Annotated in this window: 19 protein-coding genes and 2 pseudogenes; 15 read left to right on the top strand and 6 right to left on the bottom strand. The window is 59.0% G+C overall.

Annotation, left to right across the window (positions count from 1 at the left end):
• Together SJY10_RS01020 and SJY10_RS01015 are read left to right on the top strand one after the other, a co-directional pair.
• Nucleotides 1-238, top strand: a 238-nt coding sequence (locus SJY10_RS01020) for a hypothetical protein (protein ID WP_386679159.1), incomplete at its 5' end; no start/stop codon positions are given.
• 145 nt (nt 239-383) lie between these two features.
• Nucleotides 384-1,059: pseudogene (locus tag SJY10_RS01015) on the top strand (IS3 family transposase); the annotation flags it as partial.
• 137 nt (nt 1,060-1,196) lie between these two features.
• On the opposite strand, the gene SJY10_RS01010 reads toward SJY10_RS01015, so the two are convergent.
• Genes SJY10_RS01010 through SJY10_RS00995 form a run of 4 tightly spaced genes read right to left on the bottom strand, consistent with a single transcriptional unit; the run spans nt 1,197 to nt 4,748 of the window.
• On the bottom strand, nt 1,197-1,958 hold the full coding sequence (locus SJY10_RS01010; RefSeq protein WP_386679158.1) for an ATP-binding cassette domain-containing protein: 762 nt from the start codon (nt 1,956-1,958) through the stop codon (nt 1,197-1,199).
• Nucleotides 1,955-2,899, bottom strand: a complete 945-nt coding sequence (locus SJY10_RS01005) for an iron chelate uptake ABC transporter family permease subunit (RefSeq protein ID WP_386679157.1) — start codon at nt 2,897-2,899, stop codon at nt 1,955-1,957. The genes SJY10_RS01010 and SJY10_RS01005 overlap by 4 nt, the downstream gene beginning before the upstream one ends.
• Nucleotides 2,892-3,836 carry an ABC transporter permease gene (locus tag SJY10_RS01000; RefSeq protein ID WP_386679156.1) on the bottom strand — a complete coding sequence of 315 codons (945 nt, stop codon included), beginning with the start codon at nt 3,834-3,836 and terminating at the stop codon, nt 2,892-2,894. The genes SJY10_RS01005 and SJY10_RS01000 overlap by 8 nt, the downstream gene beginning before the upstream one ends.
• Nucleotides 3,837-3,845: 9 nt before the next feature.
• Nucleotides 3,846-4,748, bottom strand: a complete 903-nt coding sequence (locus SJY10_RS00995) for a siderophore ABC transporter substrate-binding protein (RefSeq protein ID WP_386679155.1) — start codon at nt 4,746-4,748, stop codon at nt 3,846-3,848.
• 102 nt (nt 4,749-4,850) lie between these two features.
• On the opposite strand from SJY10_RS00995, the gene SJY10_RS00990 reads away from it, so the two are divergent.
• From SJY10_RS00990 to SJY10_RS00960, 7 genes and pseudogenes are all read left to right on the top strand, one after another.
• Nucleotides 4,851-5,156, top strand: coding sequence for a DUF2218 domain-containing protein (locus SJY10_RS00990; RefSeq protein ID WP_386679154.1), 306 nt, complete (start codon nt 4,851-4,853; stop codon nt 5,154-5,156).
• Nucleotides 5,157-5,283: 127 nt separating this feature from the next.
• On the top strand, nt 5,284-5,523 hold the full coding sequence (locus tag SJY10_RS00985) for a hypothetical protein (protein ID WP_386679153.1): 240 nt from the start codon (nt 5,284-5,286) through the stop codon (nt 5,521-5,523).
• Between the two features lie 21 nt (nt 5,524-5,544).
• Nucleotides 5,545-5,946 (top strand): MotA/TolQ/ExbB proton channel family protein, encoded by a 402-nt coding sequence (locus tag SJY10_RS00980; protein WP_386679152.1) that lies wholly within the window; start codon nt 5,545-5,547, stop codon nt 5,944-5,946.
• The gene (locus tag SJY10_RS00975; protein ID WP_386679151.1) at nt 5,947-6,330 is read left to right on the top strand and encodes an ExbD/TolR family protein; all 384 of its coding nucleotides are present in this window, start codon (nt 5,947-5,949) and stop codon (nt 6,328-6,330) included.
• Nucleotides 6,327-6,710 carry an ExbD/TolR family protein gene (locus tag SJY10_RS00970; protein WP_386679150.1) on the top strand — a complete coding sequence of 128 codons (384 nt, stop codon included), beginning with the start codon at nt 6,327-6,329 and terminating at the stop codon, nt 6,708-6,710. Before SJY10_RS00975 ends, SJY10_RS00970 begins: the two co-directional genes overlap by 4 nt.
• A complete protein-coding gene (locus SJY10_RS00965) occupies nt 6,707-7,585 on the top strand; it encodes an energy transducer TonB (RefSeq protein ID WP_386679149.1) in 879 nt (292 codons plus the stop codon). The genes SJY10_RS00970 and SJY10_RS00965 overlap by 4 nt, the downstream gene beginning before the upstream one ends.
• A 201-nt stretch (nt 7,586-7,786) precedes the next feature.
• Nucleotides 7,787-9,741: pseudogene (locus SJY10_RS00960) on the top strand (TonB-dependent receptor plug domain-containing protein).
• A gap of 48 nt (nt 9,742-9,789) precedes the next feature.
• Here SJY10_RS00960 and SJY10_RS00955 read toward each other — a convergent pair.
• On the bottom strand, nt 9,790-10,275 hold the full coding sequence (locus SJY10_RS00955) for a MarR family winged helix-turn-helix transcriptional regulator (protein WP_386679148.1): 486 nt from the start codon (nt 10,273-10,275) through the stop codon (nt 9,790-9,792).
• Nucleotides 10,276-10,563: 288 nt separating this feature from the next.
• Between SJY10_RS00955 and SJY10_RS00950 the strand changes: the two genes are divergently transcribed.
• The 3 genes from SJY10_RS00950 to SJY10_RS00940 all read left to right on the top strand — a co-directional run bounded on the left by SJY10_RS00950 (nt 10,564) and on the right by SJY10_RS00940 (nt 13,245).
• Nucleotides 10,564-10,839, top strand: a complete 276-nt coding sequence (locus SJY10_RS00950) for a TonB-dependent receptor plug domain-containing protein (RefSeq protein WP_386679147.1) — start codon at nt 10,564-10,566, stop codon at nt 10,837-10,839.
• A gap of 12 nt (nt 10,840-10,851) precedes the next feature.
• A complete protein-coding gene (locus tag SJY10_RS00945) occupies nt 10,852-12,369 on the top strand; it encodes a TonB-dependent receptor domain-containing protein (RefSeq protein WP_386679146.1) in 1,518 nt (505 codons plus the stop codon).
• Nucleotides 12,370-12,552: 183 nt separating this feature from the next.
• Nucleotides 12,553-13,245, top strand: coding sequence for a PEBP family protein (locus SJY10_RS00940; protein WP_386679145.1), 693 nt, complete (start codon nt 12,553-12,555; stop codon nt 13,243-13,245).
• Nucleotides 13,246-13,318: 73 nt separating this feature from the next.
• Here SJY10_RS00940 and SJY10_RS00935 read toward each other — a convergent pair whose 3' ends face one another.
• Nucleotides 13,319-14,200, bottom strand: coding sequence for a LysR substrate-binding domain-containing protein (locus SJY10_RS00935; RefSeq protein ID WP_386679144.1), 882 nt, complete (start codon nt 14,198-14,200; stop codon nt 13,319-13,321).
• Between the two features lie 162 nt (nt 14,201-14,362).
• Between SJY10_RS00935 and SJY10_RS00930 the strand changes: the two genes are divergently transcribed.
• The 3 genes from SJY10_RS00930 to SJY10_RS00920 are packed head-to-tail and all read left to right on the top strand — an operon-like array spanning nt 14,363 to nt 18,654.
• Nucleotides 14,363-15,964 (top strand): GMC family oxidoreductase, encoded by a 1,602-nt coding sequence (locus SJY10_RS00930; RefSeq protein ID WP_386679143.1) that lies wholly within the window; start codon nt 14,363-14,365, stop codon nt 15,962-15,964.
• A gap of 27 nt (nt 15,965-15,991) precedes the next feature.
• Nucleotides 15,992-17,215 carry a mandelate racemase/muconate lactonizing enzyme family protein gene (locus SJY10_RS00925; protein WP_386679142.1) on the top strand — a complete coding sequence of 408 codons (1,224 nt, stop codon included), beginning with the start codon at nt 15,992-15,994 and terminating at the stop codon, nt 17,213-17,215.
• Nucleotides 17,212-18,654, top strand: coding sequence for an aldehyde dehydrogenase family protein (locus tag SJY10_RS00920; RefSeq protein WP_386679141.1), 1,443 nt, complete (start codon nt 17,212-17,214; stop codon nt 18,652-18,654). The genes SJY10_RS00925 and SJY10_RS00920 overlap by 4 nt, the downstream gene beginning before the upstream one ends.
• Nucleotides 18,655-18,691 lie beyond the last annotated feature (37 nt).

The raw sequence follows: 18,691 nt of genomic DNA, 5'->3' as shown, positions 1-18,691 counted from the left end.
CAGCAATCTCGAACAAGACAAAGCCACCCTCGGGTGGCTTTCGGCGTTTCTAGGACTCCCCAATGACAGCAGCCCCGCCAATGCCCCGACCAGTTCAATCGCAAGAACACCGGCCTGCGGGATGAGCCGTATCTCCGTCAGAAGGCTGCGGATGATCGACGTGGCTTCGGCCTTGGTGGTGTCGCTCTGCAGTGAAGTGCTCCCCATCTCTTGGACTAAGGTGCGCCTAGATTTGTAGACGCTTTGCCCCCCAACTTTAAGGCAAGGAGGCTGACATAGGACAAGCAATTACAGTGACGAGTTTAGGCGCGATGCGGGGTATCCGATGCGGGGGGGGCAGCCCTCGGGGGTCAGCACGCATTCACTCTACAAGTGGATGATGCTGTTCGGTGAACCGAGTGGCGCGGCTTGCATCCTTGGCCGGGATCGCCGCACAGGTCGGCGACGGGCGCCGTCCGGGCCGATACGGTGGTAAGCCTGCGGTGGTGGCTGCGAACAGGCTGGAGCAGCAGTTCCAGACGTTTGCATCAAACCAGGTCTGGGTGACGGACATCACCTACATCAAGACCTATAAGGGCCCGCTGTACCTGGCGTCGTCATTGACCTGTCCTCACACCGTGTCGTTGGATGGTCAGCCCAATCCCGCATGATCTGGACCTCGCCCTGCAGGCCTTGCGGATAGCCGTCTCACAAGGAAAGCCAAACAGCAAAGTGACAGTGCATTGGGACCAGGGCTCCCAGTTCACCAGCCGCGAATGGCCGACATTCTTACGCCAGCACGACCTCGAACCCAGCATGAGCCGCCGCGGAAACTGCCACAACGCTTCCGTGGCCGAAAGCTTCTTCCAGCTCTTGAGACGCGAGAGGATCAGGAACCGAACCTATCCGACCAGAGATGACGCCAGGCGGGACGTGTTCGATTACATCGATATGTTCTACAACCCGAAACGCAAGCACACGAACAACGGCATGCTGTCGCCCGTTGACTTCGAAATCAAACAGCAGAAGCTAACCAGGCAGGTGTCTAGGAAGCTAGGGGCACCTCACTTGCGTCAGTGACCCGTTATCAGGGGGCACGTCAAATGGCGGCTTTTCCTTCGTCCCTGCCGCCAAACGCCAAAGCCAAATCCAAGATCGCCGTTTTCAATCAGCAGCTGATTAATGTCCGATGCACGCAGTAATTCTTGGCCAGTTCGTCAAGCCGGAACAACCACGTCTTTCCCCGCAACTTTCTGGATCGCTAGGTCGGTGCCGAAAAGCGCGCTTAGCATGGGGCCGGTCATGGCCAGAACACGTGGGCCGGACGTGACCAGTTGGCCGTCTTTTAAAGCCACAATGCGGTCTGCATAGCGGGCGGCGACGGCCAGATCGTGCAACACAATGACGACGCTGCGCTGGTCCTTGCCAGGGCGGGTCAGGTCATGCAGGCGGTCCATGATGTCGCGAACGTGGCGCGGGTCCAGTGCCGAAAGCGGCTCGTCCAATAGAAGCCATGGTGTTTCCTGCGCCCATGACATGGCAACAAATGCCCGTTGGCGTTGCCCGCCTGACAGCGAGTCGAGCCTGCGATCCGCTAAAGTGCCAAGATCGAAGGCGGCTATTGCCGCTTCAATCTTTTGGCGGTCCTGCGCCTCCGGGCGACCCTGATGATATGTCCAGCGTCCGAAACTGACCAGTTCGCGCACGCTGAGCCGTGCGGTCACCTGTTCGTTTTGCGCCAAAAGGGCAACCCGGCGGGCGCGCTCAGGCGGCCTGGCGCGGGTCATGTCGCATCCGTCGACCATGACCTGCCCTTTTGCCGTCTGAACAAGCCCGGCCATAGCATTCAGCAAGGTTGATTTCCCGGCCCCGTTCGGACCGATCAATGCGGTGATGCCGCCTTCGCCGAATTTCAGCGACACATCTTTCAGGATCGTGTTTCCGTTTTTTACGACACAAAGGTCTTTGACGTGGATCATGGTTTTGGCCTTCGCAGGACAAGGAAAAGGAAAAGCAGACCGCCCGCAAATTCGACGATGACTGTCAGAGTCGACTGAAGCCCAAGCAGGCGTTCGAACACAAACTGCCCGGCGACAAGAATCGTCGCCCCGATCATGGCGGCTGCTGGCAGTAACTTTGCGTGGCGCCACGTCGGCAGGGCCGCATGGGCTAGACTGGATGCCAGTAGCCCCAGAAACGTAATCGGCCCGACAAGGGCTGTCGAGGTCGCAACCAGTAAGGCCACCAACCCAAGCGCGGCAAAAACGACGCGGTCGTAGTCAAGTCCAAGAGGCAAGGCAACATTGCGACCCAAAGCGACGATATCGAGAAACCGTGCCATGCGCATGGCAACGCCAAAGCATAGGATCAGGATTAGGCTGGCAATGACCAACTGGTTTTGATTGACGCCGCTGAAGGTCGCAAAGCTGGCTTGCTGCACAATAGCAAATTCAGACGGATCCAGAAGCCGCTGTGCCAGTCCCGCAAGACCGCGTAGCAGCACGCCTAATATGACACCTGTCAGAACGAGGCGCAGTATATCATCCGCCCCTTTGCGCAGCAGAACGCTGAACAGCGCCAGCGCGGTCGCGACCAGAACAAAGGTCTCTATCCCGAACTGGGCAAGGGAGGGTAGTCCGGCAAAGCCGATCCCCCCAAGCGTCAGAACCAGCATTGTCTGGATAAAGACGAATAGCGCGTCGAAGCCGACGATCCCGGGGGTCAGCATGCGATTGGCGGCAATTGTCTGGAACAGAACCGTTGCAGTGCCGATGGCCCCGCCGACAACGCAAAGCGCGGCAAGTTTCGTCAGGCGCAGCGACAGGATAAAACCCATGGGCGCGCGCAGGTTCCAAAGCAGAAACAAGGTGCAGGACAGCACAAGCAGCACAAATAACAATAGCGATCGTTTATCAGTCATGGCGTTGCCTTGGTGCCGCGTGCAGCAGCCATAGGAAAACGCCGGCCCCCAGGACGGCAAAGACCGTGCCAGCGGGGATTTCATAAGGGTAGCGGATCAGGCGCCCTATGATGTCGCAGGCCAGCACCATGGATGCACCCAGCCAAGCAACGATCGGCAAATTACGGCGCAGGTTGTCACCATACCAGCGCGATACGATGTTCGGCACCACAAGACCGACGAAGGGAACGGATCCGACGCTGACGACGATGACCGCAACGATAATCGATACAAGGATTAGCCCGCCGAGCAGTGTTTGCCGATAGTCGAGCCCAAGGCTGCGGGCGGCATCTTCACCAAGGCCGAGCATTGTGATCCGGTCGGCAGCGATCCAGATCAGAACGGCAATACCCGCGACGATCCAAAGCAGTTCATAGCGGCCTTGCAGGACGCCGGAAAACTCGCCGCTTTGCCAAACGCTAATGTATTGCACCAGATCGCTGGTCCACCCGAGCCACAGCACCGCAGCCCCGATGATGCCGCCGTAAATTAGGCCGACCAATGGCAGAAGGACTGGATCGCGGCGGGGGACATGGCGTGCCAGCCATAAAAAGCCCAAGGTGCCGATCAGGGCGGTGGCCGCCGCGACCGACATCTTGACCATTAGCGCGGCACCGGGAGCCATCAGCGTGATCGCCAAAAGCCCCAGCATGGCGGATTCAGGTGTGCCGACAAGGCCGGGTTCCACCAATCTGTTCTGCACGCTCATCTGTACGACAACACCGGCCAGGGCCAGCCCGGCGCCGGTCAAAAGCGCCGCAAAGGTGCGCGGTAGGCGGCTGACCATCATGATCATCTGACCATCCAAATCGCCGCCAAAAATATCGGCAACGCCGACCAGACAGCTTGCCCCGATCAACAGGGCAAGCATCGTAATGGCATAAGGCCAATGTTTCACCGTCAGACCTTAGCTGTCTTTGGCCGAAAGCGCGCTGACGACTTCATCAATGGTGCCCATTACGGATTGATAGCCGCCGCCCACCAGATACAGCCGTGCCGGATCAAGATAGACAATCTGATCGGATTTCGCGGCCGTCGTGCCCGCAACAAGCGGGTTGTCGAGCGTGACGGCGGCAGCTTCACCTTCTTGGCCGATGGCAGCGCCGCGGTCGATGACGAAAATCCAGTCCGGATTGACGTCTGCGATAAATTCGAACGACACCGCCTCGCCGTGGGTTTCGGCGGTCAGGTCAGGATAGGCTTCGGGCAGGCCAAGGCTGGTGTGCAGCCAGCCGAAACGGGAATCATCACCATAGGCCGAAACCTTGCCGCCGTTCGTCAAAAGGATCAGGACATTACCATGATCCTCTGCGGCTGCCTTCGCGGTGGCGATGGCGTCGTCCAGGTTCTTTTGCAAGGCAGCAGCCTCGCCTTCAAGGCCGAACATCGCGCCATAGGCATTGATGCGCGCTTCTGCGTCGGCGATCAGGTTTTCGCCGGAAATTGTCATATCAATGGTGGGCGCAATTTCTGACAGGGCAGGAACCTGTGCTTGCGAGCGGCCGCCAGCAACGATGAAATCGGGTGCCATAACGGCAAGCGCCTCGAAATCAGGTTCGAACAGGGTGCCGACCGTTGGCGTGCCGTCGATCACATCTGCCAGAAAAGCAGGAGGCGCGATATCCGGCACACCCGCAACAGTGACGCCAAGGGCGCTCAGCGTATCCAACGCGGCAAGGTCAAAGGTTACCACGGACTGCGGCGCAAGCGGTACGGTGGCCGGCCCGGCAGCGGTATCAATCTGAATGTCCTGCGCCATCGCGAAGGTCGGCAATGCCGCAAGCGCGGCGATCATGAACGTCTGTCTCATGTGGTGTCCTTCAAATCTAATTTGGGATCATACACGGCCTCGACATAGGTGACATAATCTGTCAGGTATGATTTCCGATAGAAATACTCGGGATTAAACGACATGCAACCAGAAATAACAGACCGCGGCGAATTTAGGACGGAACATGCCAGTCGCTACCTTCAACAGCTGTGCAAACACTTTGCCCATAAGGTCGATGTGCAGTTTGACGAAACCGCTGGATCGGTTGCCTTTCCGTTCGGTCCGGCAACGCTGACCGCAACAGATGACGCCTTGATCGCGGTGGTCACAGCCCCGACCGAGGATAAGTTGCGCGATGCCCGGCGGGCGATCGACAGTCATCTGGTGACTTTCGCATTCCGGGAAGGGTTCACCACAATGACCTGGGGTGCAACGGCCCCCGCATGATTTTGGCAAAAGCCTGCCTGCGCAGGCTCTTGCGGATTATGCGGCCCAATTGCGCGCGGCGTCCTGTGACGGATCGCCAACCGCGGCCGCCCGCCATCCCATTCATTTTATCTAAGGCCTGCCTGACATGGAATTACTGAACCTGATACAAGAAAAACTGCAGCAGCTTATGGCTTTGGGCGGTATTGCCATCGTTGTGATTGCCGCACTTTCTGTCGTGACGCTTGCGATCATCCTGTGGAAAGTTTTCCGCCTGATCCGCCTTGGGGCATGGGCAGGACGGTGCACGCGCCGCGCAGTTGCGTTTTGGCAAGGCGGGCAAGACGCAGACGCGGTAACTTCATTAGCGGCATCGCGGTCTTTATGAGCGCAGGTCGCCAAAACGGCCATGGTGGCGCGGCAGGACCCTGATCTGGATGATGTCGCCGCCCGCGAGGAAACCGCCCGTGTGGCCCGTGCGTCGTTAGAGCAGGCAAGAAGCGGTTTGCGCGCGCTGGAGCTGATTGCGACGATTGCCCCATTGCTCGGACTGCTTGGCACCGTGCTTGGCATGATCGGGGCGTTTCAGGCGCTGCAACAAACGGGCACCCGCGCGGACCCTGCCGCCCTTGCCGGCGGGATCTGGGAGGCGCTTTTGACAACTGCGGCGGGGATGGCGGTTGCGATTCCGGCTTCTGTCGCGCTGACCTGGTTTGAAAGCGTCGTTGACCGTTTGCGCTTTGACATGGAAGACACGGCCACCCGCATCTTTTTGCGCCGCCGGACTGAACCTAGCAGGATGGCAGCCTAAATGTTCGCCTTTGATGCGCCCCGGACACGGCGAAAGCCGAGCCTGACCCCGATGATCGACGTGGTCTTTCTGCTGCTGGTCTTTTTCATGCTGGCGGCGCGCTTTGGTCTGGATACCTCGCTGCCGCTTTTGACCGCCGGATCAGGCGAAGCCTATTCCGGGCCGCCGCGGCTGGTTGATGTTGGGGAAGATGATCTGATGTTGAATGGTGCGCCCATCGCGACAGAGGCGCTGATCGCACGCTTGGGCACCATGACGGAATCGCCGGATGATATGATCGTGTTGCGCCCATCAGCGACGACTGATCTGCAACGCACCATCGATGTCATGATGGTGCTGAATGATGCAGGATTTAGCCGTGTCGTGATGGGAGAAGCGCCATGATATTTGATCTGCCACCCCGCCGGACGCCGCCCGAAAGCATCGTGCCGATGATCAACGTGGTGTTCTTGCTGCTGATCTTCTTTCTAATAACAGCACAGATCACACCCCCCGACCCGCTGGAGGTTTCACCGCCGATCGCCGCGCTGGAAGACATCAGCGAGGGAGAGCCGACCTTTTACGTCGATGCTGGTGGGACCTCTGCCTTTCACGATTTGCGCGGCGAGGCCGCAGTCACTGCAGTGCTGGCGCAGGCCGGTCGTGACAGCACGCTGATTTTAAAGGCGGACGCAGCTGTACCGGCCACGGTCATTGCGGCCCTTCTGTCCCGACTTGCGGGCGGCAATTTTGCGGACATTACATTGGTCACGGGGGCCCCATGAAACGCGGGCTAGAATTTGCAGGTTTCGGACTGCTTGCGCTTGGATTGCATGTCGGTGCCCTAGCCGCGTTCCAACCGCCGCCCGAAGGTGGTTCAGCAGCAAGCGGCGCAGGCGGTGATGCCCTAGTTTCGCTGGAAGCGACCAGCGGCGCGGTCGCTGCATTGGTATCAGACTGGGACCGGCCGCCAGTAGCGCTGGTCGAGCCGCCGCCCGACCTGCCCCAAATGACCGAGCCGCAGCCGTCGCAGCCGATGCCTTCTGTTGCACGCGTGCCGTCCGCGCCCCCGTCCATGTCATCACCAGCCTTGCAACCACCGGCGCAGGATAACCCTGCCCTGCCGGCGCCGCCCCAAACGCCGCCACCTGAACCCGAACTCGAAGTCGCAGAGGTCGTTCCGACCTATGCGCCGCAAATGACAGCCCGGCCGATAGAGCGCCCGGCGCGGCAATCGCCGGCCCCGCGACAGGCCCCCGCGCAGTCCAATCCCGCACCGTCAAGTCCGGCGCAACGTGCCGCGGGGCAGGGTGGCGGCGCAAACGCCGGGGCAGCGCAGGCGGGTCAGGCCGCCTCGCAAACCGCCGCGGCGCGCCAGTCCGCTATGGCGGAGTGGGGCGGGGTGATCCGGTCGCGGATCGAACGTCGGAAAAGTTACCCCCGCGCCGCGGGCCGGGCAGGCGGGACGGTCAGGGTCGCCATTCGTGTTGGTGCGGATGGCGGGTTGCAAGGCCTTGGCATCGCCCAGTCCTCCGGCAATGCGGCGCTGGATCAAGCCGCGCTTAGTGCGGTGCAGCGGGCCGGCCGCTTTCCCCCCGCGCCTGCGGCTGTCGGGGGCGGCGTTCACAGCTTAACTCTGCCGATGACATTCAGTCGCTAAAACCTTGTGTCAGTTTTCCCGGACGGGTCCGCCGCCGCGCGCGGGGACCGGTATGATTTGGTGTGTTGTTGCATATAAAACGCATGAAAATAAACCTGACAAAAAGACTTTAGATGCGTTTGCATGATTATGCCCATTTGGATATGTCTGCCCTGCAATTCGTTTACATCGCCGAATGCGGCTCTAAGACAGGACGCCATCATGAAACCGATCCCGTATTTTCCCCGCTTCCTGCTAAGTTCGGTCGCCTATGTCTTCCTTGCCGCGCCGGTTGCAGCGCAAGAGCTGAGTTATAATCTGGATCCGATCATCGTTGAAAACCGCGACCCTCTTGGCGGTGCTGCGGACCGGGCGACATCAATGTATGTATCTGATCTGGAACTTGAACGGGCGCGGACGGGCGATCTGAAAGACGTCTTTTCTGGCATTGCCTCTGTGTCAGTCGGTGGTGCGCTGCCGCTGACGCAAAAGATTTATCTAAACGGCGTCGATATGCTGAATCTTGGCGTGACCATTGACGGCGCGGCGCAAAACAACCGGGCTTTCCACCATGTCAGCGCAAATGCGATCGACCCCGGCCTGCTGAAACAGGTCCGCGCCGATGCGACTGTCGCACCAGCCGATGCTGGCCCCTATGCACTGGCCGGGTCTGTCGTATTTGAAATTGTTGATCCAGAAGACATCCTTGCCGATGGCGACACGTTTGCGGCGATTTCCGCACCAGTTTTGGCGATAACGGCAACACTGTTCAAAGCGCACTGACCATTGCCGGACGGCAGGGCGGCTTTTCATGGCTTGGCTATGCGAAAAGCGCGGTGGGCGACGACTATGAAACGGGGGCCGGGCAAGTGATCGGCGGCACAGGCGCTGATTTGCAAAGCTACCTTGCAAAGATCGCCTTCGAGGCACAATCGGGCCACCGTATTGAAGTCATGACGCAGCAGTTGGACGATTCCGCCCTGCGGCAGTTCCGCGCCAATTTCGGCGGGCCGATCCGCCCGGACGAAACGCTGCGGTTATATGATACCAGCCGCAAAACGACGTCGTTTCGCTATACCAACACGCAGGCATCGGGATTTTGGGACCCGACTGTAACGGTGGGATATTCCGAATCCGATGTGCGGGTGCCCGACCCCTATGACAGCAATGGCCTTTCCAGCACGCTGAACGCGGCGGCGCAGAACCGTTTCGATCTTGGCTCCATGGGCGAGGTGACCGCAGGGCTTGACTGGCAGGACCGCGAAGGCCGCTACACCAGCCCGACCTATGACGAGGACTATTCGGAAAATTCGCAAAACATCGGTGCATTCGCCCAGGCAAGGCTCACACCGACTGACTTGTGGAAAGTGTCTTTTGGTGCTCGGATCGATAACCAGACCTTTGAGGGTCTGGACCAGACAGTGCTGACGAACACAGGTGTGTCGGGCAACGCTTCTGTCATTTATGCGTTGACTGACACCTTGTCCCTGCGCGGGGGCGCATCCAGTGTCTTTGGCGGCATTGTGCTCGAAGATAATTATGTCTTTGTGCCAAGCTGGAGCTATTATGATCTGGATCCTGCGCGCGCCAATAACGCGACCATCGGCTTTGACTGGCAGGCTGGCGGTTTGCTGCTAAGCGGAGAGGTGTTTGCCAGCCATATCGACAATGCCCGCGGGGTGGGCGCGTCGCGCAATCCAGAAAACTTCGATTTCGAAAGCATCGGGTTCAACCTGAGCGGTACCTATGACTGGACGTCCGGCTTAGCGCGCGTGACCCTGTCGCATAGCGAAGTGGCCTTGGATCGCGAGCGGGCAAACAGTTATGAATCGCTTGATTTTGGTGCGCCTCTTGGCACGATCATTGCAATGGAGCTGGAACAGGATACCCCTGTCGAAGGTTTGCGACTTGGCGGCGGCGTTGATATGGCACTTGATTACGACCTACCGGACAACGCCGTGGACGAAACTGTGGACCTGGAAGGTTACACTGTCGTCAATGCCTTTGTGGAATACGCACCGCCCCAGCTAGGCACGCTGACTCTTCGGGCCGACGTCAGCAATCTGTTCGATGTGGATTATGCCGACCGCGCGACTTATGGGAACGACTTTGCCAGTGTCACAACGCTGAACGAGCCGGGCCGGACGCGGTCGCTGACCGCAGTTGCACGGTTCTGACCGGAACAGAACAATGGACGCCGCCGAAACCTTCCGGTGGTGTCCAGGTCATGGCGTCAGGCGCATCAATAACCGGGAAAGGGCATAGGCCTCTTCCGGAGTAACCCTGCTGCCGATTTCAGACTGAATTGCAGATTCGTAGGCTCTCCAAATGTCGTCAATGGCGGCGGTGCCAGCTGATGACAGGTGCAAGGTCAAGCCGCGTCCCCTGCCTTTGCGCGGCTGGCGTTGCAGCAGTCCGGCATCGGCCATGCGACCGGCATGGCGCGACAGGGCATATTGCGACACATGCAGACGGGCTTCCAACTCTCCCATGGGTAGCCCGTCCGGCATGGCTTTTTTGACCTGCAACATGATTTCGAACCAGATCGGATCAGCAATGCCGATATCCTTAAGCGCGCGGCCAATGCGAGGGGCAAGATAGCGTTCGGCGCGCAACAGATTGAACCAGACCCGATTGGCGCCGATGCTGACATCGGCATCATCGGCAAAGGGGTCGGCTGCGGTGTCGGTCTGGGTGGTCTGGATTGTCATGGCGCAAATGTATGGGATCGCGGTGCCAAGCTAAAGCGGTTCATCACCGCATAAGGGCGCTTTACATTTCCAACTAAAACACTAAGGTATCCGCGTATCTCGCAGGCCAAGCAGTCTATACGACGTCCCAGCCAGCAAAACCTATCGTTCAGGGACATCTTATGACTGCAACTACTGCAACGCGCCGGATCGCGCTGACCCCTTTGACATGCTCGACCGCCTCCTCAGGACGGCAGCATTATCGCGCTGGATGAAATCCGTATCTAAGGTGACGATGCGCAGAATGTTTTGGGCAACGACACAATCACCGAGGCAGAGATCGAGGCGCGCAATCCCGCGACTGTTGCGGATGTCTTTGCTGGCGAATCCGGCGTGCTGGTCGGTGGCGGCGCGTCCATTGCGCAAAGGGTTTTTGTAAACGGTATCGAAGAAAGCCTTTTGTCAGTTACAATTGACGGTGCCCGGCAGAACAAGTCAGCCTTTCACCATGCGGGAAATGTCCTGCTTGACCCTGCGCTTTTGAAATCGGTCGACGTCAGCGCCGGTTTGGCCCCTGCCGATTAGGGGGCCGGGGCTGTGGCTGGCGTAATCAGCTATACCACCAAAGATGCGCGTGACCTTTTAGATCCAAATGATCCGTTCGGCGGGCTTTACACCATGTCTTACGGTAGCAATGGTCAGGGTTTTCGCAATACTTTGACCGGGTTCGGTCAGACCGGCGGGTTCGAATACCTTTTGAGCGGCACGCGGGCGACCGGGGACGATTACAAAGACGGATCCGGCGACACGATCACTGGAACGGGGGCCGATCTGACTGATTATATCGGCAAATTCGCCTATACGACCGGTTCAGGCAAACGCATCAGTTTCTCTGCGTCGGATACATCCGATACCGGCGATCGCGCATCGCAAAGCGGCTTCATTCGCCCTGATTTTGCAGAGGTCATTGGCCGGGATACCGAGCTTTATTCTGCATTGTCCGAGCGTAAGTCCTATACGCTTACCTACGAGGATGAAAATCCAGCAGGGATTATCGCGCCATATCTTCAGCTGAGCTATAATGAGCAGGTGATGGATGTGGGGAACCTTTACGGCGAAAACACGAGCCTGAGCGGTGTCGCCAGAAACGAATTCTTGCTGAACAACGGAACGCTGACAGCTGGCGTCGATTTTTTCAAGGAAACTGCCGAAGGTTTTGACAACACAGTTAGTCCACGCACGTCTAGCGGCCGCGAGGAATTGTTCGATGCCGGTATCTTTGCACAGGCGCGTCAGGATCTGTCGGACCGGATATCAGTGTCTTACGGTGCGCGCTATGACTGGGCGTCGCTGGACGGTGCCGATGGACAGACCTTTGATGATAGCGGGCTAAGCGTGAATGGTTCCGTCGATTTCGTACTGACCAAAAACTGGACGCTGAATGCAGGCGCCGCATCCAGCTGGGGTGGCTATGAGCTTGGCGAAGCCGCTTTGGTGAACTACTGCACGCCTTGGAATTATGACGGGTTGACGGCGTCTCGGGCGGATGCAATTCGGCTGGGTGCCCGGTTTGAAAACGGTCCGTGGGCTGTCAGTGCTGCTGTGTTCCAGACGCAAATCGATGACATCAATGCTGTGCTGCCATCGGATGGTGCGCGCGGCTATACGGATGATCTGTCGACGCGCGGTGTGGATGCGTCCGTCACCTTTGCCGGCGCACGGGGCTTTGGCACAATCAACTATACCTATGCAGATGTAGAGGCGAACGGCGAGACCATCGCATCCACGGCCTATTACCTTGGCCGCCCTGTCGGTCATATTTTCGGCTTCGAAGCCGGGTATGATGTTAGCGACACGTTGCGCGTCGGTGGCACAGCGCAGGTTGCTTTGGAAAACACAGATACCGAAGTGACGCTGGATGGTTATGAAGCTGTCAATCTGTACGGTGAATACCAGCCGGTTGGCGTGGATGGTTTGTCTGTCCGGCTTAATTTGTACAACCTGTTCGATACGACCTACGCAAGCCGCAGCTCGAACGGGGTCGATTTCGCGGGGGTTGTGCCGCTGACCGAACCTGGCCGCACAGTTGCGCTAACAGCGTCTTTCGCTTTCTGACCAAGCGACCGCGCATTGCGGCGGGCGATGCCTGATATCCTTCAAAAATGCTGCATGCCGTCTGACCAACCGGACGGCGTGCAGCCAGTAAGTGGCCGGCGACCACGCCAATCGACATTTTTTCAGGTATGCCGACGGAAACCTGCCAATGCGACGTATCATCCAGTAACCGGTGTGCCTGCCATGGCAGGCATAAAACACGATACCTTTGAAACGATTGGATACGATATGCGTTTGATGATTGCGACCGTCACAGCCTTGACGGCCAGCGCGGCAGCGGCGGACACCCGTAATGTAACAGCGGACATCTGGGTCGATAACTGGTTTGCCATGTCGGCAAACGGAACGCTGGTGCTTGAAGACTCCGTGCCGATTACGACAGAGCGATCCTTTAACAAGGAAACAACGACGGTTTCCATTGATTTGCCGGCCGTAATCGCGATCGAGGCAAAGGATTTCAAGGAAAACGATACTGGACTGGAATACATCGGCACAAACCGCCAGCAAATGGGCGACGGCGGCATGATTGCACAGTTCAAGGATGCGGCAACAGGTGAAACACTGGCGGTCACAGACGCGGGTATGAAATGCCTCGTGGTGCAGTTTGCGCCGCTGGATCCATCCTGCGCCGATCAAGCAACACCTGTCGCGGGAGAGGGAGCCTGCGGCTTTGTCGCCACCGACATTCCGGCAGACTGGACCGCGTCTGACTTTGACGACAGTGAATGGCCCGCTGCAACCGTGCATTCCGCTGCCGATGTCAGTCCGAAAGGTGGCTATGACGACGTCACATGGGACGACACGGCAAAGCTGGTCTGGGGCGCGAGTCTGAAGCAGGATAACACGCTGCTATGCCGGATGACGATCAGTGACTAGGCCGCGGTACGGCCACGGGCGATGAAGTGCGGCGCGGCTGCCCGAATTCCGGATTGGGCATCAAGCAAAGCGGTCAAAGCGTTTGCTGCAACAGCCAATTGACAAGGACAGCAACATCGCTGCGCCCGGCGGCATCATCGTGTTCAACCAGGTTAAAGTTCGCGCCCATCGGAATTTGAAGGTCAAACGGGGCCACAAGGCGGCCGTCTGCCAGATGGCGCCGCGCAAAGCTTTTGCTGATGATTGCACATCCGTGGCCTGCCGACAGAATTTCAAGCGCGATCAGGGACGAATCCGCCCTGATCCAGTGTGCAGGCCGCGGCCCTTCGAAGCCGCAGATTTGAAATAACCTGTCCCAATCGGTTTCCGACCCGCCGATCTGCACGATCGCAGCCTGCGCCAGCACCGCCTCGACCGGTGTCTGGCCCAGAGTTTCTGCATAGTTCGGGTGGCACACGATGACAGCGTTATCCACGGGCATCGGGTGGACCTTGCGTTCGGTCCAACCGCCTTCACCATAGCGGATATCTAGATCGATATGCGCCCCGTTCATGCGGTCCCCCCATACGGTGGTGGAAAGTTCGACTTCAATCTGGGGGTGCGCAGTGCAGAATTCACGCAGCATGGGGGCGACGATCAGCGCGGCAAAGGAAATGGAACAGCGCACACGCACAACCGATTTTTGCTGGTCGCGAAACAGCCCGTCGGTCGCCGCCTGCATTTCCTGAAAGGATTTGCGCACCGGCACGGCATAGGCAAGACCAAGGTCGGTCAGTTCCACACCTTTGGCAAGGCGGCGAAACAGCTGGATGTCCAGATGCTGTTCCAGCAAGCGGATTTGCTGGCTGACCGCGGCGGGCGTCAGGTTCAGCTCTTCTGCGGCAGAACTGAAAGAGCTGTGCCGCGCTGCCGCCTCGAAAGAGCGTAGCCATGTAACGTGAGGCAACCTGCGCATTTGATATCCATCTTGTGTGCTGCACTGTGTGGGCCGCTTGCCGCGATCATGCAACGGCGCAAGCCTAAAATCCATGGGGCCTTAGCGGTCATAGCCGTTGTTTGTGCAAAGCTTGCGCGGATGGTTTGAGCTGTATGTTCAACTGTCAAAAAGCAGGCCCTTATGACCGCGCAAGAATTTGATTTTGTGATTGTTGGCGCAGGGTCCGCGGGCTGCGTGCTGGCAGATCAGCTGTCGGCAAGCGGAAAGCATCGCGTCCTGGTCCTGGAAGCTGGCGGAAGCGATCGCCAGTTCTGGATCAAGATACCCGTCGGCTATGCTGTGAACTATGCCAAACCTGCGCTGAATTGGGGATATCACACGGATACGGATAGGGCGCTGAACGGGCGCACAAGCTATTGGCCACGGGGCAAGGTGATTGGCGGATCAAGCTCTATCAATGCCATGGCCTATGTGCGCGGTCAGGCGCATGACTTTGACGATTGGGCTGCAGCGGGGGCATCGGGCTGGGGCTGGGATGCGGTGCGTGATACCTATGACGGTATGGAAACGCTGTCGGATGCGCCGGGACAGGGTGGCCCGGTCTGGGTGCAAAACCTGAGCAATCAAATGAACCCTTTTTCGCACAATTTTCTGACCGCCGCGCAGCAGGCCGGCTTTGCCAATGTTGATGATATGAACGCGCCGGGGGCCGAAGGCGTCAGCTTTTACCGCAGCAATGTCAGGTGCGGTATGCGATGGTCGTCGGCGGATGCCTTTCTGCGCCCTGCGCTCCGGCGGCGCAACGTGACCCTGATTTCGCGTGCCCATGTTACCCGTCTGGAATTTTCCGGATCACGCGTCGATGGCCTGACCTACAGCCGCGGCGGCAAAACCTTTCGGGTGGTTGCCCGCAAAGAGGTGATCCTAAGCGCGGGTGCCATCAATTCGCCGCAGCTTTTGCAGCTGTCCGGCATTGGACCCGCTGCATTGCTGCAATCGCGGGGGATCGCGGTGCGCCATGATCTGCCACAGGTGGGGCAGGGACTTCAGGATCATTTGGCCGTTTCCTACCAGTTCCGTGCGTCGCAAAAGACCCTGAACAACATCCTGGGGCATCCCCTTGGACGGCTGGCCGCAGGGGTGCGCTATGTCCTGACGCGGCGCGGGCCGCTGGCTGTACCGGTCAATCAGGTTGGCGGCTTCGTCCGGTCAGAGCCCGGCCGCGATACACCCGATATCCAGCTGTTTTGCAACCCTGCATCCTACGAGGTGACCCCCGCCGGAGAGGTCGTCATCGACCGCGATCCGGGCTTCCTTTTGTCGGCGCAGCAGTGCCGTCCGACAAGCCGTGGATCGGTGCAGATCGCCTCTGACGATTACAGGGATGCGCCGCAGATTCAGGCTAATTCGCTTTCGACGAACGAGGACTGCGACGCCGCGGTCCGCGCAAGCCGCATCATTCGCGCCCTGTCGCGCACTCCCGCGCTGCAGGCCGTGACCGCCGCATCCAAGCTGGCAGCCTTTGACAGCATGGACGATGACGCGCTTTTGTTAGAGTTCCGCAATCGCGCGGGCACCGTCTATCACCCCACATGCACCTGCCGCATGGGGCACAGCGCAGCCGATTCCGTTCTGAATGCCCGCTTGCAGGTGCACGGCGTTGCGGGGCTGCGGGTTGCCGACGCCTCGGCCTTTCCGAACATCACGTCAGGCAATACCAATGCCCCGACGATGATGCTGGCGATGCGCGCCGCTGCGATGATTTTACAAGACGCAGGATAACCTGCTGCAATGCAAAAGGAGGGGCACATGCGCCTCGAGAAATTAGAAACCTTCGTTGTTGGAAACCCGCCGCCGCGTCATGGCGGGCGGTATTTCATCTTTGTCCGGCTGACGACGGCCTGCGGTATCACCGGCGTAGGCGAGATTTACAACGCGACCTTCGGTCCGCAGGTGTGTTGCGCCATGGCGCAGGACATGTTCGCGCGTCAATTCGAAGGCATGGACCCGCACCAGATCGAACTTTTGTTCCGCAAAGCCTATAGCGCGGGATTTACGCAGCGACCTGATGTCAGTGTCATGGGCGTGTTCAGCGGTCTGGAAATGGCCTGCTGGGATATCCTGGGCAAGGCGGCGGACAAGCCGGTTTACGATCTGCTGGGCGGGCGCGTGCATGACAAACTGCGCAGCTATTCCTATATCTACCCGCCCAGTGGCGACGTCTATCCCGACCCGACCTTGCCTAATGCCTACAATGATCCGCAGATTGCCGCGAAGGTCGCGGCGGACATGGTTGATCAGGGCTTTACAGCACTTAAATTCGATCCGGCCGGCCCCTACACGATCTTTGACGGCCACCAGCCCCGGCTAGAGGACATCAGTCTAAGCGTTGCTTTCTGCCGAGAGATCCGTGCCGCCGTGGGCGACCGTGCGGATCTGCTGTTCGGCACCCATGGCCAATTCACCGTGTCGGGGGCGAAACGTATGGCCCGCGCGCTGGAACCCTTTGATCCGCTGTGGTTCGAAGAACCCGTGCCGCCCGAAAGCCCTGCCGATATGGCAAGCGTTGCGGCCTTTACTTCCATTCCTGTTGCGGCGGGCGAGCGGCTTTGCACCAAGTACGAATTTGCGCGTCTGCTGGAAACCGGTGCAGCGTCGATCCTGCAGATGAACCTTGGCCGCGTTGGTGGCCTGCTCGAGGCCAAAAAGATCGCCGGCATGGCAGAGACGCGGCAAGTCCAGATCGCGCCGCATCTTTATTGCGGGCCTATCGTGGCGGCCGCCAATATCCAGATTGCTGCCTGTTCCCCGAACTTCCTGATCCTTGAAAGCATCGGCACTTTTGACGGACCTTACATGAGCGCGGTCAAAGGCACGATCGAATGGGACAACGGCTATATTATCCCGTCTAGGGCACCCGGTTTGGGGCTGGAACTGGATGATGCGGCAATTGCAGACCTGCCCTACACCGATACCGAACTGCATCTGACGATGGATCAGTTCCATGTGACCCCTTGTGGAGTAAAACGATGATTAGGCTTGATAAGTTCTATATTAATGGTGCCTGGGTCGCCCCTGATGCGCCAAATATGATGGCGATCAAGACGCCTTCAACCAACGCGCAGGTTGGCACAGTCGCACTGGGAAATGGCGTTGACGTGGACCGCGCGGTCGCTGCCGCCAAAGCCGCGTTCGAGACGTTTTCCCTGACCAGTAAGGACGAACGCCTGACGCTGCTGCGCAAGCTGGCCGAGCTGACCCGCGCGCGGCTTGATGATCTGGCCGCTGCCATCACGATGGAAATGGGTGCCCCCGCCACAATGTCGCGCGAGGCGCAGGCCGATGCGGGTCTTGGCCATCTGGAGGCTTTCATCGCCGCACTGGAGGCGCATGACGAAGAAGAAACGCTGCCCAATGGCGATATCGTCAGCCGAGAGCCGATCGGCGTATGCGGTCTGATTACGCCGTGGAACTGGCCCATCAACCAGATTGCGCTAAAGGTTATTCCAGCCTTGGCGACAGGCTCGACATGTGTGCTGAAACCGTCCGAACACACGCCTTTGTCTGCGCAAATATATGCTGAATTGATCCATGCAGCGGGCTATCCTGCGGGGGTCTTCAATCTGGTTTACGGCGATGGCCCGTCGGTCGGGGCAGCCCTGTCGCGGCATCCGGATGTGGCCATGATGTCGTTCACCGGATCAACCCGTGCGGGCAGTGCCGTGTCCGTGGACGCCGCCGCCACGATCAAGCGCGTCACGCTGGAACTGGGCGGCAAAAGCCCCAATGTCATTTTTGCTGATGCGGATATCGCGACCGCAGTTGCCGGCGGCGTCGCCGAATGTTTCTACAATACCGGTCAGTCCTGCAATGCGCCAACCAAGATGCTGGTGGAACGCAGCGTCTATGATCAAGCGTTGTCCATCGCGCGCGCAGCCGCTGATGCCCAAGCCGTCGGTGATCCCGCGCTGGAAGGCGATCACATCGGTCCGTTGTTCGACCAGATCCAATATGACCGCGTCCAAGAGCTGATCGGTATTGGTATCAACGAAGGCACGCGCCTTCTGGCGGGTGGTTTGGGCCGTCCTGATAATCTGCCGGCCGCGCTTCAGACTGGCTGGTTTGCGCGGCCCACTGTGTTTTGTGATGTGACGCCGGATATGACCGTCTGGCAAAAGGAAATCTTTGGCCCCGTCCTGATCATTGCGCCCTTCGATACCGAAGAAGAGGCGATCACCCTGGCCAATGATACGGAATACGGGCTTGATGCCTACCTGTGGACCCAGGATGAAGCACGTGCCAGCCGGGTTGCGCGGCGCCTGCGGGCTGGCGGTATTCATATCAATGGCCGGGGATCTGATTATGGCTCGCCGTTCGGCGGCTTTAAGCAATCTGGCAATGGCCGCGAGGGCGGCAAGTTCGGATTGGAAGATTATCTTGAAATCAAGGTGCGCCCGCCCTTCGCGCCGTGAAGCAGTGCTGACTGAACGGCAAAGGGCCGCCAGCGTC

This window comes from Loktanella sp. R86503, from assembly GCF_042466455.1.
Taxonomy (GTDB): Bacteria; Pseudomonadota; Alphaproteobacteria; order Rhodobacterales; family Rhodobacteraceae; genus Loktanella.
This window is presented reverse-complemented; position numbering and strand designations above follow the sequence as displayed.

Bases quoted from the DNA above. Each gene is read 5' to 3' on its own strand.
- SJY10_RS01010 (WP_386679158.1), bottom strand. From the start codon at position 1,958: ATGATCCACGTCAAAGACCTTTGTGTCGTAAAAAACGGAAACACGATC.
- SJY10_RS01005 (WP_386679157.1), bottom strand. From the start codon at position 2,899: ATGACTGATAAACGATCGCTATTGTTATTTGTGCTGCTTGTGCTGTCC.
- SJY10_RS00995 (WP_386679155.1), bottom strand. From the start codon at position 4,748: ATGAGACAGACGTTCATGATCGCCGCGCTTGCGGCATTGCCGACCTTC.
- SJY10_RS00990 (WP_386679154.1), top strand. From the start codon at position 4,851: ATGCAACCAGAAATAACAGACCGCGGCGAATTTAGGACGGAACATGCC.
- SJY10_RS00985 (WP_386679153.1), top strand. From the start codon at position 5,284: ATGGAATTACTGAACCTGATACAAGAAAAACTGCAGCAGCTTATGGCT.
- SJY10_RS00980 (WP_386679152.1), top strand. From the start codon at position 5,545: ATGGTGGCGCGGCAGGACCCTGATCTGGATGATGTCGCCGCCCGCGAG.
- SJY10_RS00975 (WP_386679151.1), top strand. From the start codon at position 5,947: ATGTTCGCCTTTGATGCGCCCCGGACACGGCGAAAGCCGAGCCTGACC.
- SJY10_RS00970 (WP_386679150.1), top strand. From the start codon at position 6,327: ATGATATTTGATCTGCCACCCCGCCGGACGCCGCCCGAAAGCATCGTG.
- SJY10_RS00965 (WP_386679149.1), top strand. From the start codon at position 6,707: ATGAAACGCGGGCTAGAATTTGCAGGTTTCGGACTGCTTGCGCTTGGA.
- SJY10_RS00955 (WP_386679148.1), bottom strand. From the start codon at position 10,275: ATGACAATCCAGACCACCCAGACCGACACCGCAGCCGACCCCTTTGCC.
- SJY10_RS00940 (WP_386679145.1), top strand. From the start codon at position 12,553: ATGGCAGGCATAAAACACGATACCTTTGAAACGATTGGATACGATATG.
- SJY10_RS00935 (WP_386679144.1), bottom strand. From the start codon at position 14,200: ATGCGCAGGTTGCCTCACGTTACATGGCTACGCTCTTTCGAGGCGGCA.
- SJY10_RS00930 (WP_386679143.1), top strand. From the start codon at position 14,363: ATGACCGCGCAAGAATTTGATTTTGTGATTGTTGGCGCAGGGTCCGCG.
- SJY10_RS00925 (WP_386679142.1), top strand. From the start codon at position 15,992: ATGCGCCTCGAGAAATTAGAAACCTTCGTTGTTGGAAACCCGCCGCCG.
- SJY10_RS00920 (WP_386679141.1), top strand. From the start codon at position 17,212: ATGATTAGGCTTGATAAGTTCTATATTAATGGTGCCTGGGTCGCCCCT.